16 protein-coding genes are annotated in these 18,450 nt (G+C 42.6%); 6 read left to right on the top strand and 10 right to left on the bottom strand.

Going from position 1 to position 18,450, the window contains the following annotated elements; genetic code table 11:
* Positions 1-57 precede the first annotated feature (57 nt).
* The 3 genes from EXT43_RS09515 to EXT43_RS09505 form a co-directional block, all read right to left on the bottom strand.
* Complete coding sequence (locus EXT43_RS09515; protein ID WP_063529047.1) at positions 58-1,740, bottom strand: carbon starvation protein A; 1,683 nt, start codon at positions 1,738-1,740, stop codon at positions 58-60.
* Positions 1,741-1,846: 106 nt separating this feature from the next.
* Positions 1,847-2,899 (bottom strand): DNA polymerase IV, encoded by a 1,053-nt coding sequence (gene dinB / locus EXT43_RS09510; protein WP_130166839.1) that lies wholly within the window; start codon positions 2,897-2,899, stop codon positions 1,847-1,849.
* Positions 2,900-2,960: 61 nt separating this feature from the next.
* Entirely contained in the window at positions 2,961-3,167 is a 207-nt protein-coding gene (locus EXT43_RS09505) for a hypothetical protein (protein ID WP_054562678.1), read from the bottom strand.
* 153 nt (positions 3,168-3,320) lie between these two features.
* On the opposite strand from EXT43_RS09505, the gene EXT43_RS09500 reads away from it, so the two are divergent.
* From EXT43_RS09500 to EXT43_RS09490, 3 genes are all read left to right on the top strand, one after another.
* Positions 3,321-3,749 (top strand): thioesterase family protein, encoded by a 429-nt coding sequence (locus EXT43_RS09500; RefSeq protein WP_054562679.1) that lies wholly within the window; start codon positions 3,321-3,323, stop codon positions 3,747-3,749.
* Positions 3,750-3,761: 12 nt separating this feature from the next.
* On the top strand, positions 3,762-4,814 hold the full coding sequence (locus tag EXT43_RS09495; protein ID WP_130166838.1) for an aldo/keto reductase: 1,053 nt from the start codon (positions 3,762-3,764) through the stop codon (positions 4,812-4,814).
* A gap of 136 nt (positions 4,815-4,950) precedes the next feature.
* Entirely contained in the window at positions 4,951-5,877 is a 927-nt protein-coding gene (locus EXT43_RS09490) for an ABC transporter substrate-binding protein (RefSeq protein WP_130166837.1), read from the top strand.
* Here the strand turns inward: EXT43_RS09490 and EXT43_RS09485 are convergent.
* The 3 genes from EXT43_RS09485 to EXT43_RS09475 all read right to left on the bottom strand — a co-directional run bounded on the left by EXT43_RS09485 (position 5,828) and on the right by EXT43_RS09475 (position 10,339).
* A complete protein-coding gene (locus EXT43_RS09485; RefSeq protein WP_063529051.1) occupies positions 5,828-6,439 on the bottom strand; it encodes a fumarylacetoacetate hydrolase family protein in 612 nt (203 codons plus the stop codon). The two genes, EXT43_RS09490 and EXT43_RS09485, sit on opposite strands and share 50 nt — an antisense overlap.
* Positions 6,440-6,545: 106 nt before the next feature.
* Positions 6,546-9,062: a glycoside hydrolase family 3 N-terminal domain-containing protein gene (locus tag EXT43_RS09480; RefSeq protein WP_063529052.1), complete on the bottom strand. Its 2,517-nt coding sequence runs from the start codon at positions 9,060-9,062 to the stop codon at positions 6,546-6,548.
* A gap of 8 nt (positions 9,063-9,070) precedes the next feature.
* Entirely contained in the window at positions 9,071-10,339 is a 1,269-nt protein-coding gene (locus EXT43_RS09475; RefSeq protein WP_063529053.1) for a sugar MFS transporter, read from the bottom strand.
* A gap of 230 nt (positions 10,340-10,569) precedes the next feature.
* On the opposite strand from EXT43_RS09475, the gene EXT43_RS09470 reads away from it, so the two are divergent.
* From EXT43_RS09470 to EXT43_RS09460, 3 genes are read left to right on the top strand one after another with little or no spacing between them, the layout of a single operon-like run.
* On the top strand, positions 10,570-11,898 hold the full coding sequence (locus tag EXT43_RS09470; RefSeq protein WP_130166836.1) for a GH1 family beta-glucosidase: 1,329 nt from the start codon (positions 10,570-10,572) through the stop codon (positions 11,896-11,898).
* A 24-nt stretch (positions 11,899-11,922) separates the two neighbouring features.
* Positions 11,923-13,254, top strand: a complete 1,332-nt coding sequence (locus tag EXT43_RS09465; RefSeq protein WP_063529055.1) for a glycoside-pentoside-hexuronide (GPH):cation symporter — start codon at positions 11,923-11,925, stop codon at positions 13,252-13,254.
* A 21-nt stretch (positions 13,255-13,275) separates the two neighbouring features.
* The gene (locus EXT43_RS09460) at positions 13,276-14,298 is read left to right on the top strand and encodes a LacI family DNA-binding transcriptional regulator (RefSeq protein ID WP_063529056.1); all 1,023 of its coding nucleotides are present in this window, start codon (positions 13,276-13,278) and stop codon (positions 14,296-14,298) included.
* Here EXT43_RS09460 and EXT43_RS09455 read toward each other — a convergent pair.
* Genes EXT43_RS09455 through EXT43_RS09440 form a run of 4 tightly spaced genes read right to left on the bottom strand, consistent with a single transcriptional unit; the run spans position 14,261 to position 18,450 of the window.
* Complete coding sequence (locus tag EXT43_RS09455; protein WP_130166835.1) at positions 14,261-16,228, bottom strand: response regulator; 1,968 nt, start codon at positions 16,226-16,228, stop codon at positions 14,261-14,263. The two genes, EXT43_RS09460 and EXT43_RS09455, sit on opposite strands and share 38 nt — an antisense overlap.
* A gap of 50 nt (positions 16,229-16,278) precedes the next feature.
* Positions 16,279-16,740, bottom strand: coding sequence for a response regulator (locus EXT43_RS09450; protein WP_130166834.1), 462 nt, complete (start codon positions 16,738-16,740; stop codon positions 16,279-16,281).
* Positions 16,740-18,218 (bottom strand): sensor histidine kinase, encoded by a 1,479-nt coding sequence (locus EXT43_RS09445; RefSeq protein ID WP_130166833.1) that lies wholly within the window; start codon positions 18,216-18,218, stop codon positions 16,740-16,742. Before EXT43_RS09445 ends, EXT43_RS09450 begins: the two co-directional genes overlap by 1 nt.
* A gap of 22 nt (positions 18,219-18,240) precedes the next feature.
* Positions 18,241-18,450 (bottom strand): histidine kinase, encoded by a 210-nt coding sequence (locus tag EXT43_RS09440; protein WP_054562695.1) that lies wholly within the window; start codon positions 18,448-18,450, stop codon positions 18,241-18,243.

Raw genomic sequence — 18,450 nt, 5'->3', positions numbered from 1 at the left:
TTAGAGCGCTATTGCCAGCCAAGTAAGGCAACTTACGATATGGCTGGCAAGCTAAGTTTACTGCTCTGTAATGTGTGCTGAGTCTTTACGATGCTTAACAATCACAGACCAAGCTTCAAGCATAACCAGTACGCTCACAACCAGTACTAACAAATCAAGTGTCACCAGTAACCAGTTACCTTGTTGGTAGTACTCGCCCAGTTTAATAACCCCAGCAAAGAACGCCATAACTAATACAAAGCTCATTGGGATCAGGGTGTATTTAGCCGGGCGATTCGCTTTAATAAGCATTACCGAGATAACCAGTAGGGTTAAGCTTGCTAAGATTTGGTTAGTCGAACCGAATAATGGCCAAATAATCATACCGCCACTACCGTCAGCGCCACCAGCACCAAAGGCAAGCAGTAAACAGCTAAGTACTGCAATAAGTGTAGCTACAATACCATTACGAATGATGCTGATATTATAAATATCACCCCACTCTTGAATGATATAACGCTGCAGGCGCACGCCAGAGTCCATCGTAGTCCCCGCAAACAGTACCACCATTACAGCAAGTAAGGTTGATGCCACCTCTTGCGAGATACCCCAACCACTTTCAATTAAGTTTGCGCCACCATTAATAAAGGCACTCACACTACCGGCGCCTAAGTGACTGTAAATTTCGTGCCATTCTTCAGGTGATACTGCAAGTGCAACACCACTTACTGCAACTAGTGTAATAAGCGCAAGCATACCTTCACCTACCGCACCTAAGTAACCCACAAAGCGACCATCAGTTTCTTTGTTCAACTGCTTAGAGCTGGTACCTGAAGACACAATACCGTGGAAACCCGATACCGCACCACAGGCTATGGTCACAAATAGCAATGGAATAATACTTGGTGTATCTACCGCAGTTTGAGTATTAAACGCAGGCGCTGTGATATCCGGCATTGACACAAAAACCGCACCATATAGTAATACTAAACCAACCAATAACTGCATACCGTTGATGAAGTCGCGTGGTTGTAAAAGCATCCACACAGGCAATAATGAAGCAATGGCTGCATAGATAAATAAGATGATGATCCAGTTCGCATTCGCACTTAAGCCAAACATTTCATCAGGTAATGAAATCGGCATACCACTACCAAGGTAAATAGTGTAATAAAGAATTCCCACACCAATTAAACAAAGCGGAATTAACGACACTTTACGGCGTAGTAACTGGCCAATAACTAAGGCCACAACAATCGCTGACCAAGCAGGGAATACCGCGTTAGGTTGCGATACAAATGATTTGGCAATCACCACACCAAATACCGCATTCACCATCAATAGTACTAAGAACACCACAATCATAAATAATGCACGGGTGCGTTTACCAATTACGCTTTCAGACAAAGCGCCCATTGATTTGCCTTTGTTACGCGCACTGGCCCATAGAGCGCCCATGTCGTGAACACCAGCAAAAAAGATAGTACCAAATACCACCCAAAGTACCGCAGGCACCCAGCCCCAATATACGGCAATCGCAGGGCCAACAATTGGCGCTGCACCTGCAACAGAGGTGAAATGGTGACCCCATAACACAACTTTGTTGGTTGGCACATAATCCACACCATCCTCAAGTTCATGAGCAGGTGTGACAAAATTATCATCCATTTTAAATATTTTTTCGGCGATGAATTTCGAATAAAAGAACCATCCGAACAACATACCGACTATTCCGAGCAGCACGATTACGACCGATTGCATAGTCATCTCTCTTATTAAGTTATAATGTTGTCTAAGGTGTTGAACTAGGCAGGCCTAGCACCCCAACTAGACACTAACAAACTTTCAAGCACCAAGGTGTTAACCTTTAGTCTAATATACTTAGCTGAAAATGCTCGTGAGCCTGACTCTTTATTCCGACACCTATCCCTAACAGGCGTACTGGCTGGTTGTTACCTCGCTCATAGGCTTTACTCATTAACTCAGTAAAAATGCGTTCGTCTAATTGATGGTGGCTTTGATCGGCACTGGTCACGACAAAATTGGCAAACTTGACCTTCACAGATAACTTATTGATGCGGTTGTTTAATTGCTGTTTATCAAGACGGCGAGTTAATTCATCCATCAAGCGGGGTAACTGGCTTAAACACTCATCTAAATTATTTTTGTTGTATTCATAGGTGTGCTCAACACTGAGCGACTTTCGTACTCGCTCAGTTGACACTTTGCCAACGTACTCGCCTGCACACTTTTGATATAAAGACACGCCAAAATTACCAATATGCTGCTGCATCCAATTAACCCCTTTCGCGCGCACATCAGCCCCAGTGTAAAGCCCTTTAAGTTGCAGCTTTTCTAATGTCACCTTGCCAACGCCAGGGATTTTGCCAAGCGGTAAACTCGCCAAAAAGTCATCAACTTGATCGGGCAATACCACAAACTGACCATTAGGCTTGTTTTCATCGCTGGCAATTTTGGCAATAAACTTAATTGGCGCGACGCCTGCTGAGGCTGTCAGCCCTGTGGTGTCGAAGATTTCTTGGCGAATTTGCTGTGCCATGAGTGTTGCACTGCCTTTGCATGCGCTACTGTCGGTTACATCAAGGTAGGCTTCATCTAACGATAATGGCTCAATAAGGTCGGTGTACTTTGCAAAAATGGCGCGAATTTGCGTGGAGATTTCTTTATAAACCTGCATTCGTCCGGGCACGATAACCAGATCGGGGCACAGTTGCTTGGCGTGATAGTTCGACATCGCCGAGCGCACACCATATTTACGGGCAATATAATTAGCAGTTGAAAGCACCCCGCGACGACTATTACCACCTATAGCCAGTGGCACATTGGCAAGCGCGGGGTTATCACGCATCTCAACGGCTGCATAAAAGCAGTCCATATCGATGTGAATGAATTTTTTCATCAGGAACACAACAACTGTTTATATATACAGTTATTATATTTAAACTTCCTGAGAGTGCAAGCTAAGAGGTTTGGCTTGTTTGTTGGTTTGGTTTTTTTCGGCTAATAAGCCGTGAACCAAATAACCAAAACGCGGCTTCTAATAACAAGCCCACGACAATTAAAGCGATAAATCCTGACATTGTGCCCATGCTATAACAGAGCAAAGCTAGAGCTAGCAAGATGAAAAGTGCAATCCACTTTATCACCCTCAAGGTTAGTTGCTGCATAATTAAGGTCCTTTAATGTGTGTTCATTTTGCTCACACTTTACGTAAGCGTGAACTTATAAATCTAGCACAATCTACTGAGCTTTCTAATTTCCTTGAGCTAAAAGCAGCATATTGCTAACCTAAGACTTCTCACAATCAACGAAGATTTACTATGCAATCGTTTATAGAACAACACCCTATCAGAACAAAAATTAATGTTGCATGGGGCGAAATGGATGCCCTGCAGCACGTCAATAATGTGGTGTATTTTCGCTACTTTGAAACAGCCCGTATCGATTTTTTTACTCAACTGGGTTTTCTTAAAGATTTACAAGTAACAGGTGTTGGTCCGGTGATCAGCGAAAACAATGCCCGCTATAAACGCCCTGTGACATTTCCTGATACTGTGCATGTTGGTGTAAAGATCAGTGACATTGAACAAGATCGTTTTATGATGCATTACACTGTATTTAGTGAAAGCCAAGACGCAGTAACAACCATTGGCTCATCACAAGTGGTTATGTTTAATTTTAAAACGGGTAAAAAAGCGCAGTTAAATGATGAGTTATTAACTGCACTTAGAGCCCATTCTAGCGATTAACAAGGATCTATTATGCTTTATAGCCCACTTGGTCGAAGTGGTATTGATGTATCTCGTGTTTGCTTAGGTAGCATGACATGGGGTATGCAAAACAACCAAGCCGATGCCGATGAACAAATCGCCTATGCATTAGATAAAGGCGTTAACTTTATTGATACCGCCGAAATGTATGCCGTACCACCTTCTCCAGACACCTACGGTAAGACAGAAGAGATCATCGGTAATTGGTTAGCGCGTAATAAAGACAAACGCGATGAGCTTGTCATTGCCACTAAAATAGCGGGTAACGGCTTACCTTGGGTACGCGATGCAGGCGATATTACTCGCCAAGCAGTGGTTGAAGCCGTTGATGCATCTCTTAAGCGCTTACAAACTGATGTTATCGATTTATACCAATTACATTGGCCTAACCGTACATCACCGCACTTTGGTAAACAATGGCCAGGTAAAGTGTGCTTCTCAGAGGCTGACACTGATCAAAATATCGCGGGTATGTTAGATATTCTTGAAGGGCTGAATGACTGTATCAAGGCTGGTAAAATTAAGCACTGTGGTTTATCAGACGATACACCTTGGGGCATCAGCCAGTACTTACGCTTAAGTGAACAGCATAACCTTCCGCGTATGGTATCGATTCAAAACGAATTTAGTCTACTGCACGCCAAAGACTGGCCGTATTTGATTGAACAATGTATTCATGAAGATATTGCTTACCTACCTTGGTCACCGCTAGGTGGCGGCATGTTAAGTGGTAAGTACTTAAATGGTGCCCGCCCTGAAGGTAGCCGATGGACGCTAGTGCAACGTAATGGCCTATTCAGAGACACTGCACAATCACGGGCTGCGATCGCTGAATATGTTGAAATTGCTAACGCCTTTAATTTAACACCTTCACAACTCGCACTAGCATGGTGTGATCAGGTAGATGGCGTAAGCTCTACAATTATAGGAGCAACATCAATGACGCAGTTAAAAGAAAATATAGATGCTTTTTCTGTGCAATTAAGCGATGAAGCTAACGATAAAATCGCTGATGTATTTACCCGCTATCCTATGCCTTTCTAAGTAATATTCGAAAATATGAGTGAGTCTATCCTCTGCAGGCTCACTAGCACTAATTCATCATTTTTCTGTTTCACCTACAGGTTTATCCATACTTTAGTGTATAGTTACTCATAGCATTTAACTTTGTAGGGTGTTAATGAGTAGAGTCGTAAAACAAGTATTATGCGTGGTTGCAGGGTCGTTGTTTGCCACGATTACTCATGCCTCTGAGCAGCTCTCAATTACCTGGCTTGAAAATGATGGTAAGCCCTTCTTTATCGAGAAAAGTAACGCTTATCCCCATGGTGGGTTATGCAATGAAATTACCGATATGTTGATTGAAGCCTTACCCAACATTAACCACAACAAAGTGATGTTGCCGCAAAAACGTGGCAGTAAATATCTCGATGACGGACAAATGGCGTGCTATGCCTGCATGATCCATCGTGATAAAAAAACCAACCGCGCTACTTACTCAATCCCAACCACAGTGTACCCACCCTTTAGCGTATTAAGTACGGAAGAGAAAGCACTGAAAATTAAGCAAAAACACGGTAACCCAGTATCACTTATCTCTTTGTTTACTGATGCTAATTTTATTTATGGTCAAAACGCTGCACGTAAATTTGGCAGTCAATTAGATAAGATTGCGAAAAATACCAAGCTTTACGAAAGTGCAGCATTAAGTGGTAATGGCAGTAGTCCAAATTTTGCTTTGCTCTCGCAGTTAGAGCATGGCTACATTGATTACACTATTGATTATCCCTACGTTGCTGATTATTACAATCAACAAAACCAACAGAATATTCAAAAGCTCACCATTGTTAATCCGGCTCAGAATGTGCTTTTTGGTGCCATTGGTTGCTCAACGAACGCGCCTAATAATTATGCCGAAAAAGTGCTAGCAGAAATAAATGAGGCGCTGAAGAACAAGGTACTGCCAAGTGAGAGATACCAGCAAAGCCAACGAACTTGGCTCGAACAAAGCTTTCCTGAGTTTTCAACTTATTACCAGCGCTACATTTTAGAGCCGCTTAAAGAGCCTGCCACTGATGAGATAGCAACACCTGCTGACCATCCATAAGAGTTACAGCAAAGGTTGAATTAGCGACAACCTTCCCTACTCCTTCAGGCGTGCCAGTCATAATGATATCACCATCTTCTAGGTCCATAAATTCACTGATTTCAGCTAAGATTTGCTCAGTGTTATGCAGCATTAACTTTGTATCGCCTATTTGAGTGTCTTTACCATCAATCTTTAGACTAAATTGATAGTGTAAGTTGGAATTAACGGCAACAAATTCAGTAAAAAGCGCAGAACCATTAAATGCTTTGGCGCGCTCCCAAGGTAGGCCTTTTTCTTTAAGAGAGCTTTGTAGGCCGCGCTTGGTTAAATCAAGCCCAAGCCCAACCGCAGCCAGTTGCTTGTTTTTAACTAAAAAACAAAGCTCTGTTTCGTAATGTAAAGTCTCACCTAAGTGTTCACTATTGAGAGAATCGGTGATCGCACTATTTGGTTTTGCAAACAGCACCATATTTGAAGGCATTTCGTTGTTAAGCTCTGCAATATGCGCCGCATAATTACGGCCAACACAAATGATTTTACTAGGTACAAACGTTTTATCTGCAAATTTAACCTTATGCATCATTCCTCCGTTAAGTAATTTATTCCAAATAATGGCCTTTACATAAAAAAGGCTAACAGATGCGACAGCACCTGTTAGCCATGAGGAACATTAAGGGAGAAAAAAGTTAGTTGCAAGAAATAGCTGTATCGTTTTTCTTCGAGGTTGTCACATTCAATTTAGCAATCGATACGTGCCATGCACCTTCAGTGGCTAGCTGCCAAGGTGAGAACACTTGTCCAAGTTGCACGCCTTGCTCTGCAAAGCAGCTCAAATCAATTGTCAGGGTTTGCCAATCATTTGCAGCTTTAACCTGCTTGCTAATATCAAATTGGCCGTCACAGTTTTCACCGCATTGCATACCCAGCATTAGCGGCGCATCAGCAGCTTGATCTACCTTAATTTGCATTTCTAACTGCCCCGCTTTTTCAACGTATGAACGAAGATCCGACGGGAAAGCCGCCATTAAACGAACCGCAGCCGCTTCTTTACCATTAAAGCTGATTGCGCGCGCATCTTCTTGTACATCTTTATCAAAGGTTTTTACGCTAACAGCGTTAAGTGCTGCACGACTACTAGTCATGGCTTGTAGCTCAGAACCACTTTGTAGTTGCAGTGACCACGGTGCTTTTACGGCACGCTCAAATAGTACTAAGTCTTCTAATTTAGCGGTAACTTGTGATTTTTCGCTTAAGTCATCTGCTAATGTATTTTTATCTTGGTAAGTTAAACCAAAGCCGTAAGGCAATAGTGGCGCGTAATCTTTATCACCACGGTTTTGGTTACCTACTGGGTTATTTGGCCATGAGAACGATAACTTACCTTTAAAATCATGATTGATAGAGCCATCTTGCTTTTTAAAGATAACATCGCTGATTGCATCACCTTCACTGCCTGGTAACCAAATTGCGACAAAGGCATCACTGGCATTCAGCTCTGCATTCACCCACATTGGGCGACCACTAATAAATAGCGACACCACAGGAATACCGGCATCTTTTAGCTTTTTAAGTAGGGCTAAATCAGTTTTATTACCGCGTTGGTATTCAAGGTTATCTAAATCACCATTACCTTCTGCATATGGTTGTTCACCGAATACCACAATCGCAACATCTGGCTTAGCTTCAAATTCGCCATTTACATTGTATTGAACCTGACCACCGGCCTGCTCAACTGTATTTTTGATCCCATCAAAAATTGAAGAACCACCCGGGAAGTCGCTATTCTCGTTGCCTGTACCCTGCCAAGTGATTGTCCAACCACCTGACTGCATACCAATGTTATCAGCACCTTGACCGGCAACTAATACGTTTGAATTTGCTGATAGCGGTAACAACTGTTGTTTATTTTTCAGAAGAACCAATGATTCACGGACTGCTTGTTTTGCAACTGCGCGATGTTCTGCACTACCAATGATCTCCGTTTTACCTGACAGCGGACGCTTAGCGGGGCTTGGCTTATCAAACAAACCTGCGCGCATTTTTACACGTAAAATACGTGTTACTGCATCATCAATGCGGCTTTGCGCAATTTCGCCACTTTTAACTTGCTTAATAAGGTTTTCGTAAAGTGGTTTCCATGCATCTGTTGGCACCATGTACACATCAAGACCGGCATTTGCTGCTTGCGCGCAGTTGCCATTAGTACAACCTGGAATTTGGCCGTGGCCGTTCCAGTCACCAACTACAAAACCATCAAAGCCCATTTTGCCTTTTAGTACGTCAGTAAGTAGGTATTTGCTACCGTGAATTTTTTCACCATTCCAGCTATTAAATGACGCCATTACAGTTTGTGCGCCAGCACCTAAGCCGCCCACATACCCTTGCGCATGAATATCAAATAACTCTTGCTCAGATGCCGTGTTATTACCTTGGTCATCACCGCCTTCTGTGCCGCCATCACCTAAAAAGTGTTTAACGGTACTTATCACGCGCTTATCAGATAAAAAGTCGTCATCAACTGCACCTTGCAACCCTTTAACAATGGCTGCTGAATATGCTTTTACAATTTCAGGGTCTTCAGAGTAACCTTCATAAGTACGGCCCCAACGGTCGTCACGAACAACCGCAACCGTAGGCGCGAACACCCAATCGATGCCGGTTACCATCACTTCTTGCGCGGTAGCGGCTGCAATTTTTTCGATTAGCTCAGGGTTGTTTGTTGCACCTAAACCAATGTTATGAGGGAATAGTGTCGCACCAATAACGTTGTTGTGCCCATGCACGGCATCGGTGCCCCACATAGTCGGAATTGAGCTGCCATCGAGCGAGTCATCAATTGAGGCTTGATACATTTTTTCAGCAAGATCAATCCAATCTGCAGCACTAGCATGTTTATCATTATTAGGGAATGCGCCACCGCCATTGAGGTAAGAACCAAAGCCGTATTTACGCATATCTTCAACAGTAATATCGCGGATTTCTGGCTGGATCATTTGCGCAATTTTTTGCTCAAGGGTCATATTTGCCAGCATTTTCGCAATTTTTGCTTCCATTTCTGGATTTGCAGCAATGCCCGTTTCGATGTTTGGCCAAATTTCTTGCTCAGCGCTCACGTTTGCCACCTTATCTTGCCCAGTGCAAGCTGTCATGCTGGCGCCTGCCATCATTAACGAGAAGAGTGTGAATGTTTTTTTCAATTTCATTTTTACACCTATGAAGATTGCTGAGTCTGAGTCGATACTTTTGAGCCAACCAGCGCAAAGTAAGTAATATATAAATAACAGGCGATAGGTAAGAATAACGCCATTTGTACGCCAATAGAATCGGCTAACACACCTTGTAGTAATGGAATAATTGCACCACCTACAATCGCTAAACATAAAATACCAGAACCTTTTGATGTGTACTTACCAAGGCCGTGTAAAGCAAGGCTGAAAATGGTTGGGAACATAATCGAGTTACATAAACCCACAAGCAGAATTGCCCACATAGCCAGGCTGCCCTCACCTGTCATGGCAATAACAACCAATAAAACAGCCAATAAGCCATGACATGCTAACACCTTACCTGCATTAAATTTTTGCATTACCACTGCGCCAATAAAACGACCAACCATGGCTCCTGCAAAATAGTAGCTAATATAATGCGCGGCTTCGTTTTCTGGTAAACCCGCAATGTTATCTAGGGTCAAAAAGCCGACTAAAAAGCTGCCAATCGCCACCTCTGCGCCTACATACACAAAGATACCTACAGCACCTAGAATTAGGTGGCGGTAACGCCAAACACTACCTAAATCAACAAAGTCTTCTAAGTCTTGATGTGCCGCTTCGCTATCACTTTCTTTTCCTAGTTTTGGCAGTTTTAAAAACGCAAAGATAACCGCAAGCACAAGTAAGGTTAACGACAGCATTAAATAAGGGAGTTTCACTTCCTCTGCTGTAGCTTGGCTAATTTCAGAGAGAATTAACCAACCACCAAAAATTGGCGCAACTGTTGTTCCTAAAGAATTAAAAGCTTGCGTCATAGTCAAACGCGAAGACGCTGTTTTTTGTGGACCAAGAACACTTACATAAGGGTTAGCAGATACTTGTAAAATAGTGATACCCGAAGCAAGAACAAACAAAGCCAATAAAAATAACTCATACACATGAGCAACAGCAGCTGGGTAAAACAGCGCACAACCAATGGCTGCAACCACTAAGCCGACAACAATACCAAACTGGTAACCAATACGACTGACCAACTTACCTGCCGGAATCGACATCACAAAATACGCGCCAAAGAAGCAAAACTGTATAAGCATAGCCTGCGTATAGTTAAGTGAAAACATGCCTTTTAAGTAAGGGATTAATATGTCATTAAGACAGGTGATGAATCCCCACATAAAAAATAATGTGGTCAATGATGCCAGCGCAAAGTGCTGCTTTGGCATATCTGCTTGGCCTGCTGCAGCCGAAACAGGAGTTGATACATGAGCCATAATTTTCTTCTCTAGTTAATTATATTTATCAGTTTGTTACAGCAAACTCTGGTACTTAATCACTAACAACAAATAGCGAAAAATGTTGCAACATTAAATGTAAGCGCTTACATTTATAACATATAAATCATATTTAGCAATTTATTTGCAGAAAAAATGTAAGCGCTTACAGCCGAGTCAAAACTCTAAATATTCAAGCCTTACACTAACCCAAAGGACGAGTATTAACTGTGTATAAATCAATCTCACTGTTACCAGATTCGGCTTTGCTCAAGCCCGAATTCACTTTTGGGGTGGCAACAGCCTCATTTCAGATTGAAGGGGCACGCGATAAGCGCCTCGATTGTATTTGGGATACATTTTGCGAAAAGCCTGGCACCATTGCAGATCAAAGCCATGGCGATGTAGCTTGCGATCATGTTGCGCGTTGGCAGCAAGATGTCGAGATGATTGCAGATTTGGCTGTCGATGCTTACCGCTTATCTATTTCGTGGCCGAGGGTCATGCAGCAAGATGGCTCGGTTAACGAGCAAGGTATGGAATTTTACGCTCAGCTATTATCGGCGTTAAAAGCACGTAATATTAAGACCTACGTCACCTTATATCACTGGGATTTACCTCAATACCTTGAAGATAATGGCGGTTGGTTAAACCGCGAGACAGCCTATAAATTTAAAGACTATGCCGAACTTGTTACTCAACACCTTGGTCACTTAGTTGATTCATTCGCCACCTTGAACGAGCCATTTTGTAGTGCCTACTTAGGTTATGAAGTGGGTGTACATGCACCTGGCATTAAATCGCAACAAGCTGGCCGACAAGCAGCGCACCACTTATTACTTGCCCACGGCCTTGCTATGCAAGTATTACGTAAAAACTGCCCAGACACAGAAGCAGGTATCGTATTAAACTTCAGCCCGACCTACCCTTTAACCGCCGATGATAAAAAAGCCGCAGAGCTTGCTGATCAATACCATAATCAATGGTATATCAAAGCGGTTTTAGAAGGTGCTTACCCATCTTTACTGGATGATTTAGCAGATGAAGTTAAGCCAACTATTATTGCTGGCGATATGGCAATTATTAGCCAAGATGTCGACTTTATTGGCGTTAACTACTATACCCGCATACACTACAGAAATACCGCTGATAACTGGTTTGAAGAAGCAAACCTTACAGATGTTCGCGTTACCGATATGGGCTGGGAAGTTTACCCACAAGGTTTAACTGAACTTTTGGTATCACTTCATCAGCAATATGATTTACCAAAAATGTATATTACCGAAAATGGCGCAGCCATGGCCGATACGTTAGAAAATGGTGAAGTGAACGATATAGAACGAGTAGATTATTATCACACTCACTTAAATGCAGTGTGTGATGCAATTCGCCAAGGCGTTGATATTCAAGGCTACTTTGCGTGGAGCTTAATGGACAACTTTGAATGGGCGTATGGCTACGAAAAGCGCTTTGGGTTAGTTTATATTGATTATCAAAGCCAACAACGCATTTTAAAAGAAAGCGCAAAACAATATCGCGCGCTACTCAAACAGCGATAAAAATAACAACAATCGAGAACACACATGCTGACAAAAAGAGAAAAAATAGCCTACGGATTAGGCGATACAGCAAGTAATATCATCTTTCAAACGGTGATGTTATTTTTAACTTTTTTCTATACTGATATCTTTGGTATTTCACCCGCGATTGTTGGCACCTTGTTTTTGGTGGTGAGAGTCGTTGATGCAATTACCGACCCATTAATGGGAGCTTTAACTGATTCAACCCGCACTAAGTGGGGAAGCTATCGTCCCTACTTACTCTGGCTTGCTTTACCATTTGGGGTGATCAGCATGATCACCTTCACCACGCCCGACCTTCCTGAATCAGGCAAAGTCATTTATGCGTTTGTCACTTACACTTTGCTGATGCTGGTTTACACCGCGATTAATATTCCTTACTCAGCGTTAGGTGGGGTATTAAGTAGCGACCCTAAAGAGCGAGTATCCATTCAATCATATCGCTTTGTGTTTGGTATGCTGGGCGGCTTAATTGTCAGTGCCTGTACTTTGCCTTTGGTAAATTGGCTTGGCAAAGGTGATAACGCAACGGGCTACCAACTCACTATGGCCCTGATGAGCGGCTTAGGTGTAATCTTATTTCTGATTTGTTTTCGCTTTACCAAAGAGCGTGTTGCAGCTCATAACAGCTCATCGTTGAGCTGGAAAACCCGCATGAACACACTATGGCAAAATGGTCCATTTAAAGTGTTGTGCTTTGCTGCATTTATGCTGTTAACCAGTATGGTATTGCGCACGACCCTTGCCATTTACTATGTAAAATATGTACTTGGTGAAGCAGAGCTAGTCACCTACTTTGTTACCATCGGCATGATAGGTAATATTTTGGGCTGTGCCTGTGCAAACCCACTCAGCAAACGTGTTGATAAGAAAACCGCCTATATTCGTTTGCAATATATCTCTGCAGCTATCAGTTGCGTGGCATTTTGGTTGCCGGGTGAACAACTGATACTTGCCTTTGCAGTGTACTTTTTATGGTGTTTCTTCACGCAAATGGCAACCCCGCTACTGTGGGCAAAAATGGCCGACACCATAGATTACGGGCAATGGAAAACTGGTGAAAGGCTAACAGGCCTAGTCTACGCAAGCGTGGTCTTCTTTATTAAGCTTGGTCTTGCCCTTGGCGGTGCCATTGCAGGTTGGTTACTGGCATTTTATGGCTATGAAGCTAATACCGAACTCAGTGAACACACGCTTTCGGGTATATTAATTTCGTTTACCCTTTACCCAGCAATAGGTAGTATGCTTGTCGCTTTTATAATGAAAAGGTATATTCTGGATAACCAAACGGTTGAGCAGATCAGTGCCGATTTATCGTTAAAGCAGCATCCATAATTTTGTTTAAAAAGGAATAACATGGCCACCATTTACGAGGTGTCGAAACTTGCAGGTGTTTCTCTTGCAACCGTTTCACGAGTAATGAACAACAATGCAAATGTCAGTGATGCAACACGTAAAAAAGTCACTGCCGCAATGGATGAGCTTGGCTATCGACCTAACTCAATTGCTCAGTCATTGGCATCAAATTGCTCGAACAGTGTTGGCCTACTGGTCTCTGAATTACAAGGTCCGTTTTACGGGCCTATGATGAGTGGCATTGAAAATACCTTTCGTAACCAAGGTAAGCATTTGATTATTGCTGCGGGTCACAGTGATGAAGAGCGTGAAAAACAAGGAATTGAGTTTTTGATTAGCCGTAACTGCGATGGCCTTATTTTACATGTTGAAGCGGTCAGCGATGACTACCTTATAAAACTCAGTAAAGGCCGTACGCCATTTGTATTGATCAACCGCTATATCAGCGAACTCAGTGATCGCTGTATTTTACTTAACAATATTAAAGGCGGTTACTTAGCTGCGAAACATGTTTTAGAACAAGGTCATAAAGATATTGCCTACATCAGCGGGCCGCTTTGGAAACAAGATGCCAAAGACCGTCTAGAAGGTCATAAACAAGCTCTGGCTGAGTTTAATCTTGAGTTTGATGAAAACCTCTTATTCCAAGGTGATTTCATGGAAGCGAGCGGTTATGAAGGTTTAAAAGCGCTTCATGAACAAACGCACCCATTCACTGCGCTTATCTGTGCCAATGATGAAATGGCAGTAGGTGCCATGGCTAGCGCGCGCGATTTAGGGTTAACTTTACCTAAGCAATTGTCGATTATGGGTTACGATAACGTATTTTTCACCCGTCACGTTTACCCACAATTGAGCACCGTTAATTACCCAATAGATGAGATGGGTCGCATGGCAGCAGATTGGGTGTTAAATCATGTTTATCAAAAACAAACCCCACCACTACAAACGCTATTTGAACCGGAACTGGTAGTTCGGCATTCAATTAGCCGCCAATCAGCTCAGATAACAAGCCAAGGTTAATTGGCTTTAATAACACTTGTTCAATCTCAAGTTGTTCAATTTTTTCTGGCTCTGGCTCTGCGCCACTAACAATGACTAGATTTAAGTCAGGGTGGCGCTGTTTTATTTCATGGGCTAAATCAAGCCCTTCGCCATCAGGCAAATGCATATCGAGTAACACTTTAGCAAAGTTTTGATCGTCACTCAGGGTCGCAAGACACGCAGCACAACTTGGTGCTATAACAGTTTCAACACCTAAACTTTCAAGCAATAATTGAGTGATTTGCGCTGCATCACCGTCGTCCTCAACCAATAAATAGCGCGTACTCTGTAAGGTCACTTCAGGGCTGTCGTCTTGCTCAACTACTGGTTCTGTATTGCCTTCGCAAATGTAATGATTGAGCACTTGGTAAAGCAACCCAGAATCAACCGGTTTTGCAATCATATCGTTAAAGCCAAGCGCACTTAACTCAGTTTTCACCCCTTTCATGGTGGCAGCTGTAAGCGCGATGATTGGTCCTTGATAACCCATTTTACGCAGCTCTATAGTGGCTTCTTTGCCGCCCATAACCGGCATATGCAAATCAATAAATACAATATCAAAAGGCTTACCCGCTTGCTCTGCATTAGCTACTTTTTCAATTGCTTGTTTACCGTGCTCGGCATAATCCACTTCTGCGCCAGTGCTGGTGATCATATGGCCAACGAGATTACGTAAATCTTTTAGGTCGTCGACCACTAATACTCGCCCAGTGGTTTTTAACGTTGTTAGTTTTTGCTGGCAATCGGGGTTTGAATCAAAGCGCAGCACTTGGCGTTCAATATCTCGAATATTGCCAGGGTAAATCGAAAGGGTAAATTCAGAGCCCACGCCTTGCGTTGATTCAAGTTCAATAGAACCTTGCATACGACTAAGTAACTCTGAACAAATAGCAAGGCCCAACCCTGCTCCACCGACATCTCGTGATTCTACATCAGCAATTTGTTCAAATGGTTTAAAGATCAGTGCTTGTTTTTCAGCTGGAATACCAAGGCCTGTGTCTTTAATACTAAAAAACAGCATTTCTCGTTCATTAACCCAAGCAGTCCAAGCTCGCACTGTGATCTCGCCTTGGTTGGTAAACTTGATTGCGTTGTTGATGATGTTAATGAGGATTTGGCGTAACCGTGTAGCGTCTGTGTTTATAACTAAAGGCAAGGCTTGCTGTGACTCAAACTTAAGAGTCAAGCCTTTATCAAGCGCAGAAACGCGCATTAAGGTATAAACGTCAGCCATTAGGCTATCTAAGTTAACATCACTGCAATTGAGCTCCAGTTTATCGGCAGCAATCTTTGATAGGTCGAGCACATCATTAAGCAAACTCAGTAAATGTTTACCATTTCGGTAAATCACACCCAACTCATTTTGAGCATGCTGATTTTTATCACTTTGCATGAGTAACTCTGTGTAACCCAAGATAGAAGACAGAGGTGTGCGTAACTCATGACTCAAATGGGCCAAAAAGCGGTCTTTAGAGCGGTTTTCAGCTTCTGCTTTTAAACGCTCAACACGCTCATCTTCAACATCTCGGCGAGCTAAAGCGTAGCGTATAGCACGGGCAAAGCGGCTAGAGTTCATCTCGCTTTTAACCAGATAATCAACCGCACCGGCATCGAGCGCTGCAGAATCGAGAGCTTCATCTGATTGCCCGGTTAGCATGATAATCGGGCCGCGAAAGCCATTTGCTACAGCCCGTTTTAGTACTTCGAGGCCATCTGATGCGCCTAAGCGGTAATCTAACAAACAAATATCATGTTTGTTTTCGCTAAGCTCACTAATGGCCTCTTCAGGGCAACTTAACCACTCAACATCGAATGTATGGGAACCTAATTGGTCTAAGTAGTCGCAAGTAAGAATATAATCGTCTTCGTCGTCTTCTACTAAGAGTAATCGGGTTACCTTGTCTAACATTCTTATTCCTTATTCCAATTTGCTTAATTAAGTATGATTGCGAATTGGACTTAATCGTTCTGTGATGTTGGTAGCTCTACAAACTCTACCCAGTATTTCCCTAATGTTTGCATTAACTCAACTAAACCTTCAAAAGTAACCGGTTTAGTGATGTATGATGCAGCGCCCAAGTCGTAGCCTTTAACCATATCTTCTTCTTGTTTTGATGTGGTTAAAATCACAACCGGTATGCCCTTCAAGTTAGGGTTGGCTTTGATGGCTTGTAAAGCTTCTCGACCATCCATACGCGGCATATTTAAATCGAGTAAAATCAAGCCCGGACGAGGCGAGTTTTCTTTTTCACTAAATTTGCCTTTACGCTCAAGGTATTCAAGCAGTTCTACACCGTCTTCAACAAAAAACAGCTCGTTCAATACACGGCTTTCGGCCAATGCGTCTTGGGTTAATAAACGATCATCTTCGTCGTCATCAGCCATTAAAATGGTAATTGGTTTAACTTTATTAAATGGCATTACGCCTCTCCTTGTAATGTGAAAAGCGATGCTTCCACGGGTAATTTAATAGTGAAACTTGCACCCTCACCAACGCGACTGCTTGCGGTTATTTCTCCGCCGTGACGCTCAACAATACGGCGACAAACCGATAAGCCTATGCCTGTGCCTTTATATTGAGAACGACCATGCAATCGCTGAAACGGAACAAATATTTTTTCGAGATACTCTTCAGAAAAGCCGATGCCGTTATCTGAAATTGTAATAACTTCCCACTCCACATCAGTGTTGTGATTTTCGCTGAATTCTGACGTTCGCTGGTATGTAATATCAATCACAGGCGCAACATCCTCACGCCTAAACTTCACAGCATTAGAAAGAATATTTAAGAACAATTGCAGCATTTGGCTTGGATCGGCTTGAATATGCGGTAAAGTGTCGAGATTAACCGTGGTCTCAGATTCTTTTATCGCAATTTCAAGATCATCAAGAACTTCTGCAACAACTTCATTTAAATCAGTATCAATAAAGTCTTTACCCCGGGTGGTTACACGTGAGAACTCAAGCAAGTCGTTGATTAAATTAGACATACGCTGAGCGGCATTTTTCATGCGGCTAATATAGTCGATGCCTTTTTCACCGAGTTCATCTTTAAACATCTTTTCGAGGCGGTCACTAAAAGCTTGAATCTTACGCAGTGGCTCTTGTAAATCATGACTTGCAACAAAAGCAAAGTCTTCTAACTCTCTGTTAGAGCGGCTTAACTCGTCTGAATATATGGTTAGCTCTTGGGTACGTTCTGCAACTTTTGCCGCTAGATTCTCGTTTTGGTTTTCAAGTTCAGCTCTATATTTAGCTTGGTTACGTTGGTTAATACGAGTTAATACAAACATACCTATAATCAATAAGGTACTGGTCACAGCCGTAATCGCAAATGTTAGCTTAGCTTCATTTCTAATCTCAGAAAGCTTTGCAAACTGCTCTATTTTAAAGTTCAGTTCACGCATTTGAATTTCATCAACTGCAGCGCGGATATCTTTGTATAAATCACGGCCTTGGTCTGTTAATAACAAGCGGCGAGCTTTAACGTCTTTATTTGCAAGGGCCAGATCGGTGGTTTTAGTCATCACCGCAACTTTGTCGTTTACTAAATATATTAAACGAGCAATGCGGTCTGCTTGGCCTTCAATTTCAGAATGAAGACTTTTCACAAGCATAATCTGCGCCTGCATTGAAGCGATTGCATCATTGTAAGGCAGTAAATAATCTTCTCGGTCAGTAAGTAAATAACCACGCTGACCTGACTCAGCTTGCACTACAGATAAATGCAAACGCTCAATCGCGGTGTTAAGCGAGTTGGTGTTATCAAGACTACTTTGTGTTTCGGTGAGTGAGCGAATGCTATTAAGGGCTAAAAACGCATTAGCCACCACGATACACAGCACCACGGCAATAAAGCCAGCCCAACTGACTGCTATTTTTCCTTTTTGTTTTTGCATTTGCTTCCCAGTTTTTAAGTGCTTAATCAGCTGCGTGAGTGTCGCTTATTTCCTGTAAGTGCTCACTACACTGCTGACAATTAGCTATTATTTTATTTAATGCCTCTAGTGCTTTTTGTTTTGGCATATCATTTTCTAATACGAGCTTAACTAACTCTGCATTCATTGAAATACGGTTCAGCGGCGCACGGGCATCGTGCACCATTTTTCGTAAAGACTCGTTATTATTCAT

The sequence above is a fragment of the Pseudoalteromonas sp. CO109Y genome, from assembly GCF_004208935.1.
GTDB lineage: Bacteria > Pseudomonadota > Gammaproteobacteria > Enterobacterales > Alteromonadaceae > Pseudoalteromonas > Pseudoalteromonas shioyasakiensis.
The sequence above is the reverse complement of the archived record's forward strand: the minus strand, read 5'-3'. Positions and strand labels throughout refer to the sequence as shown.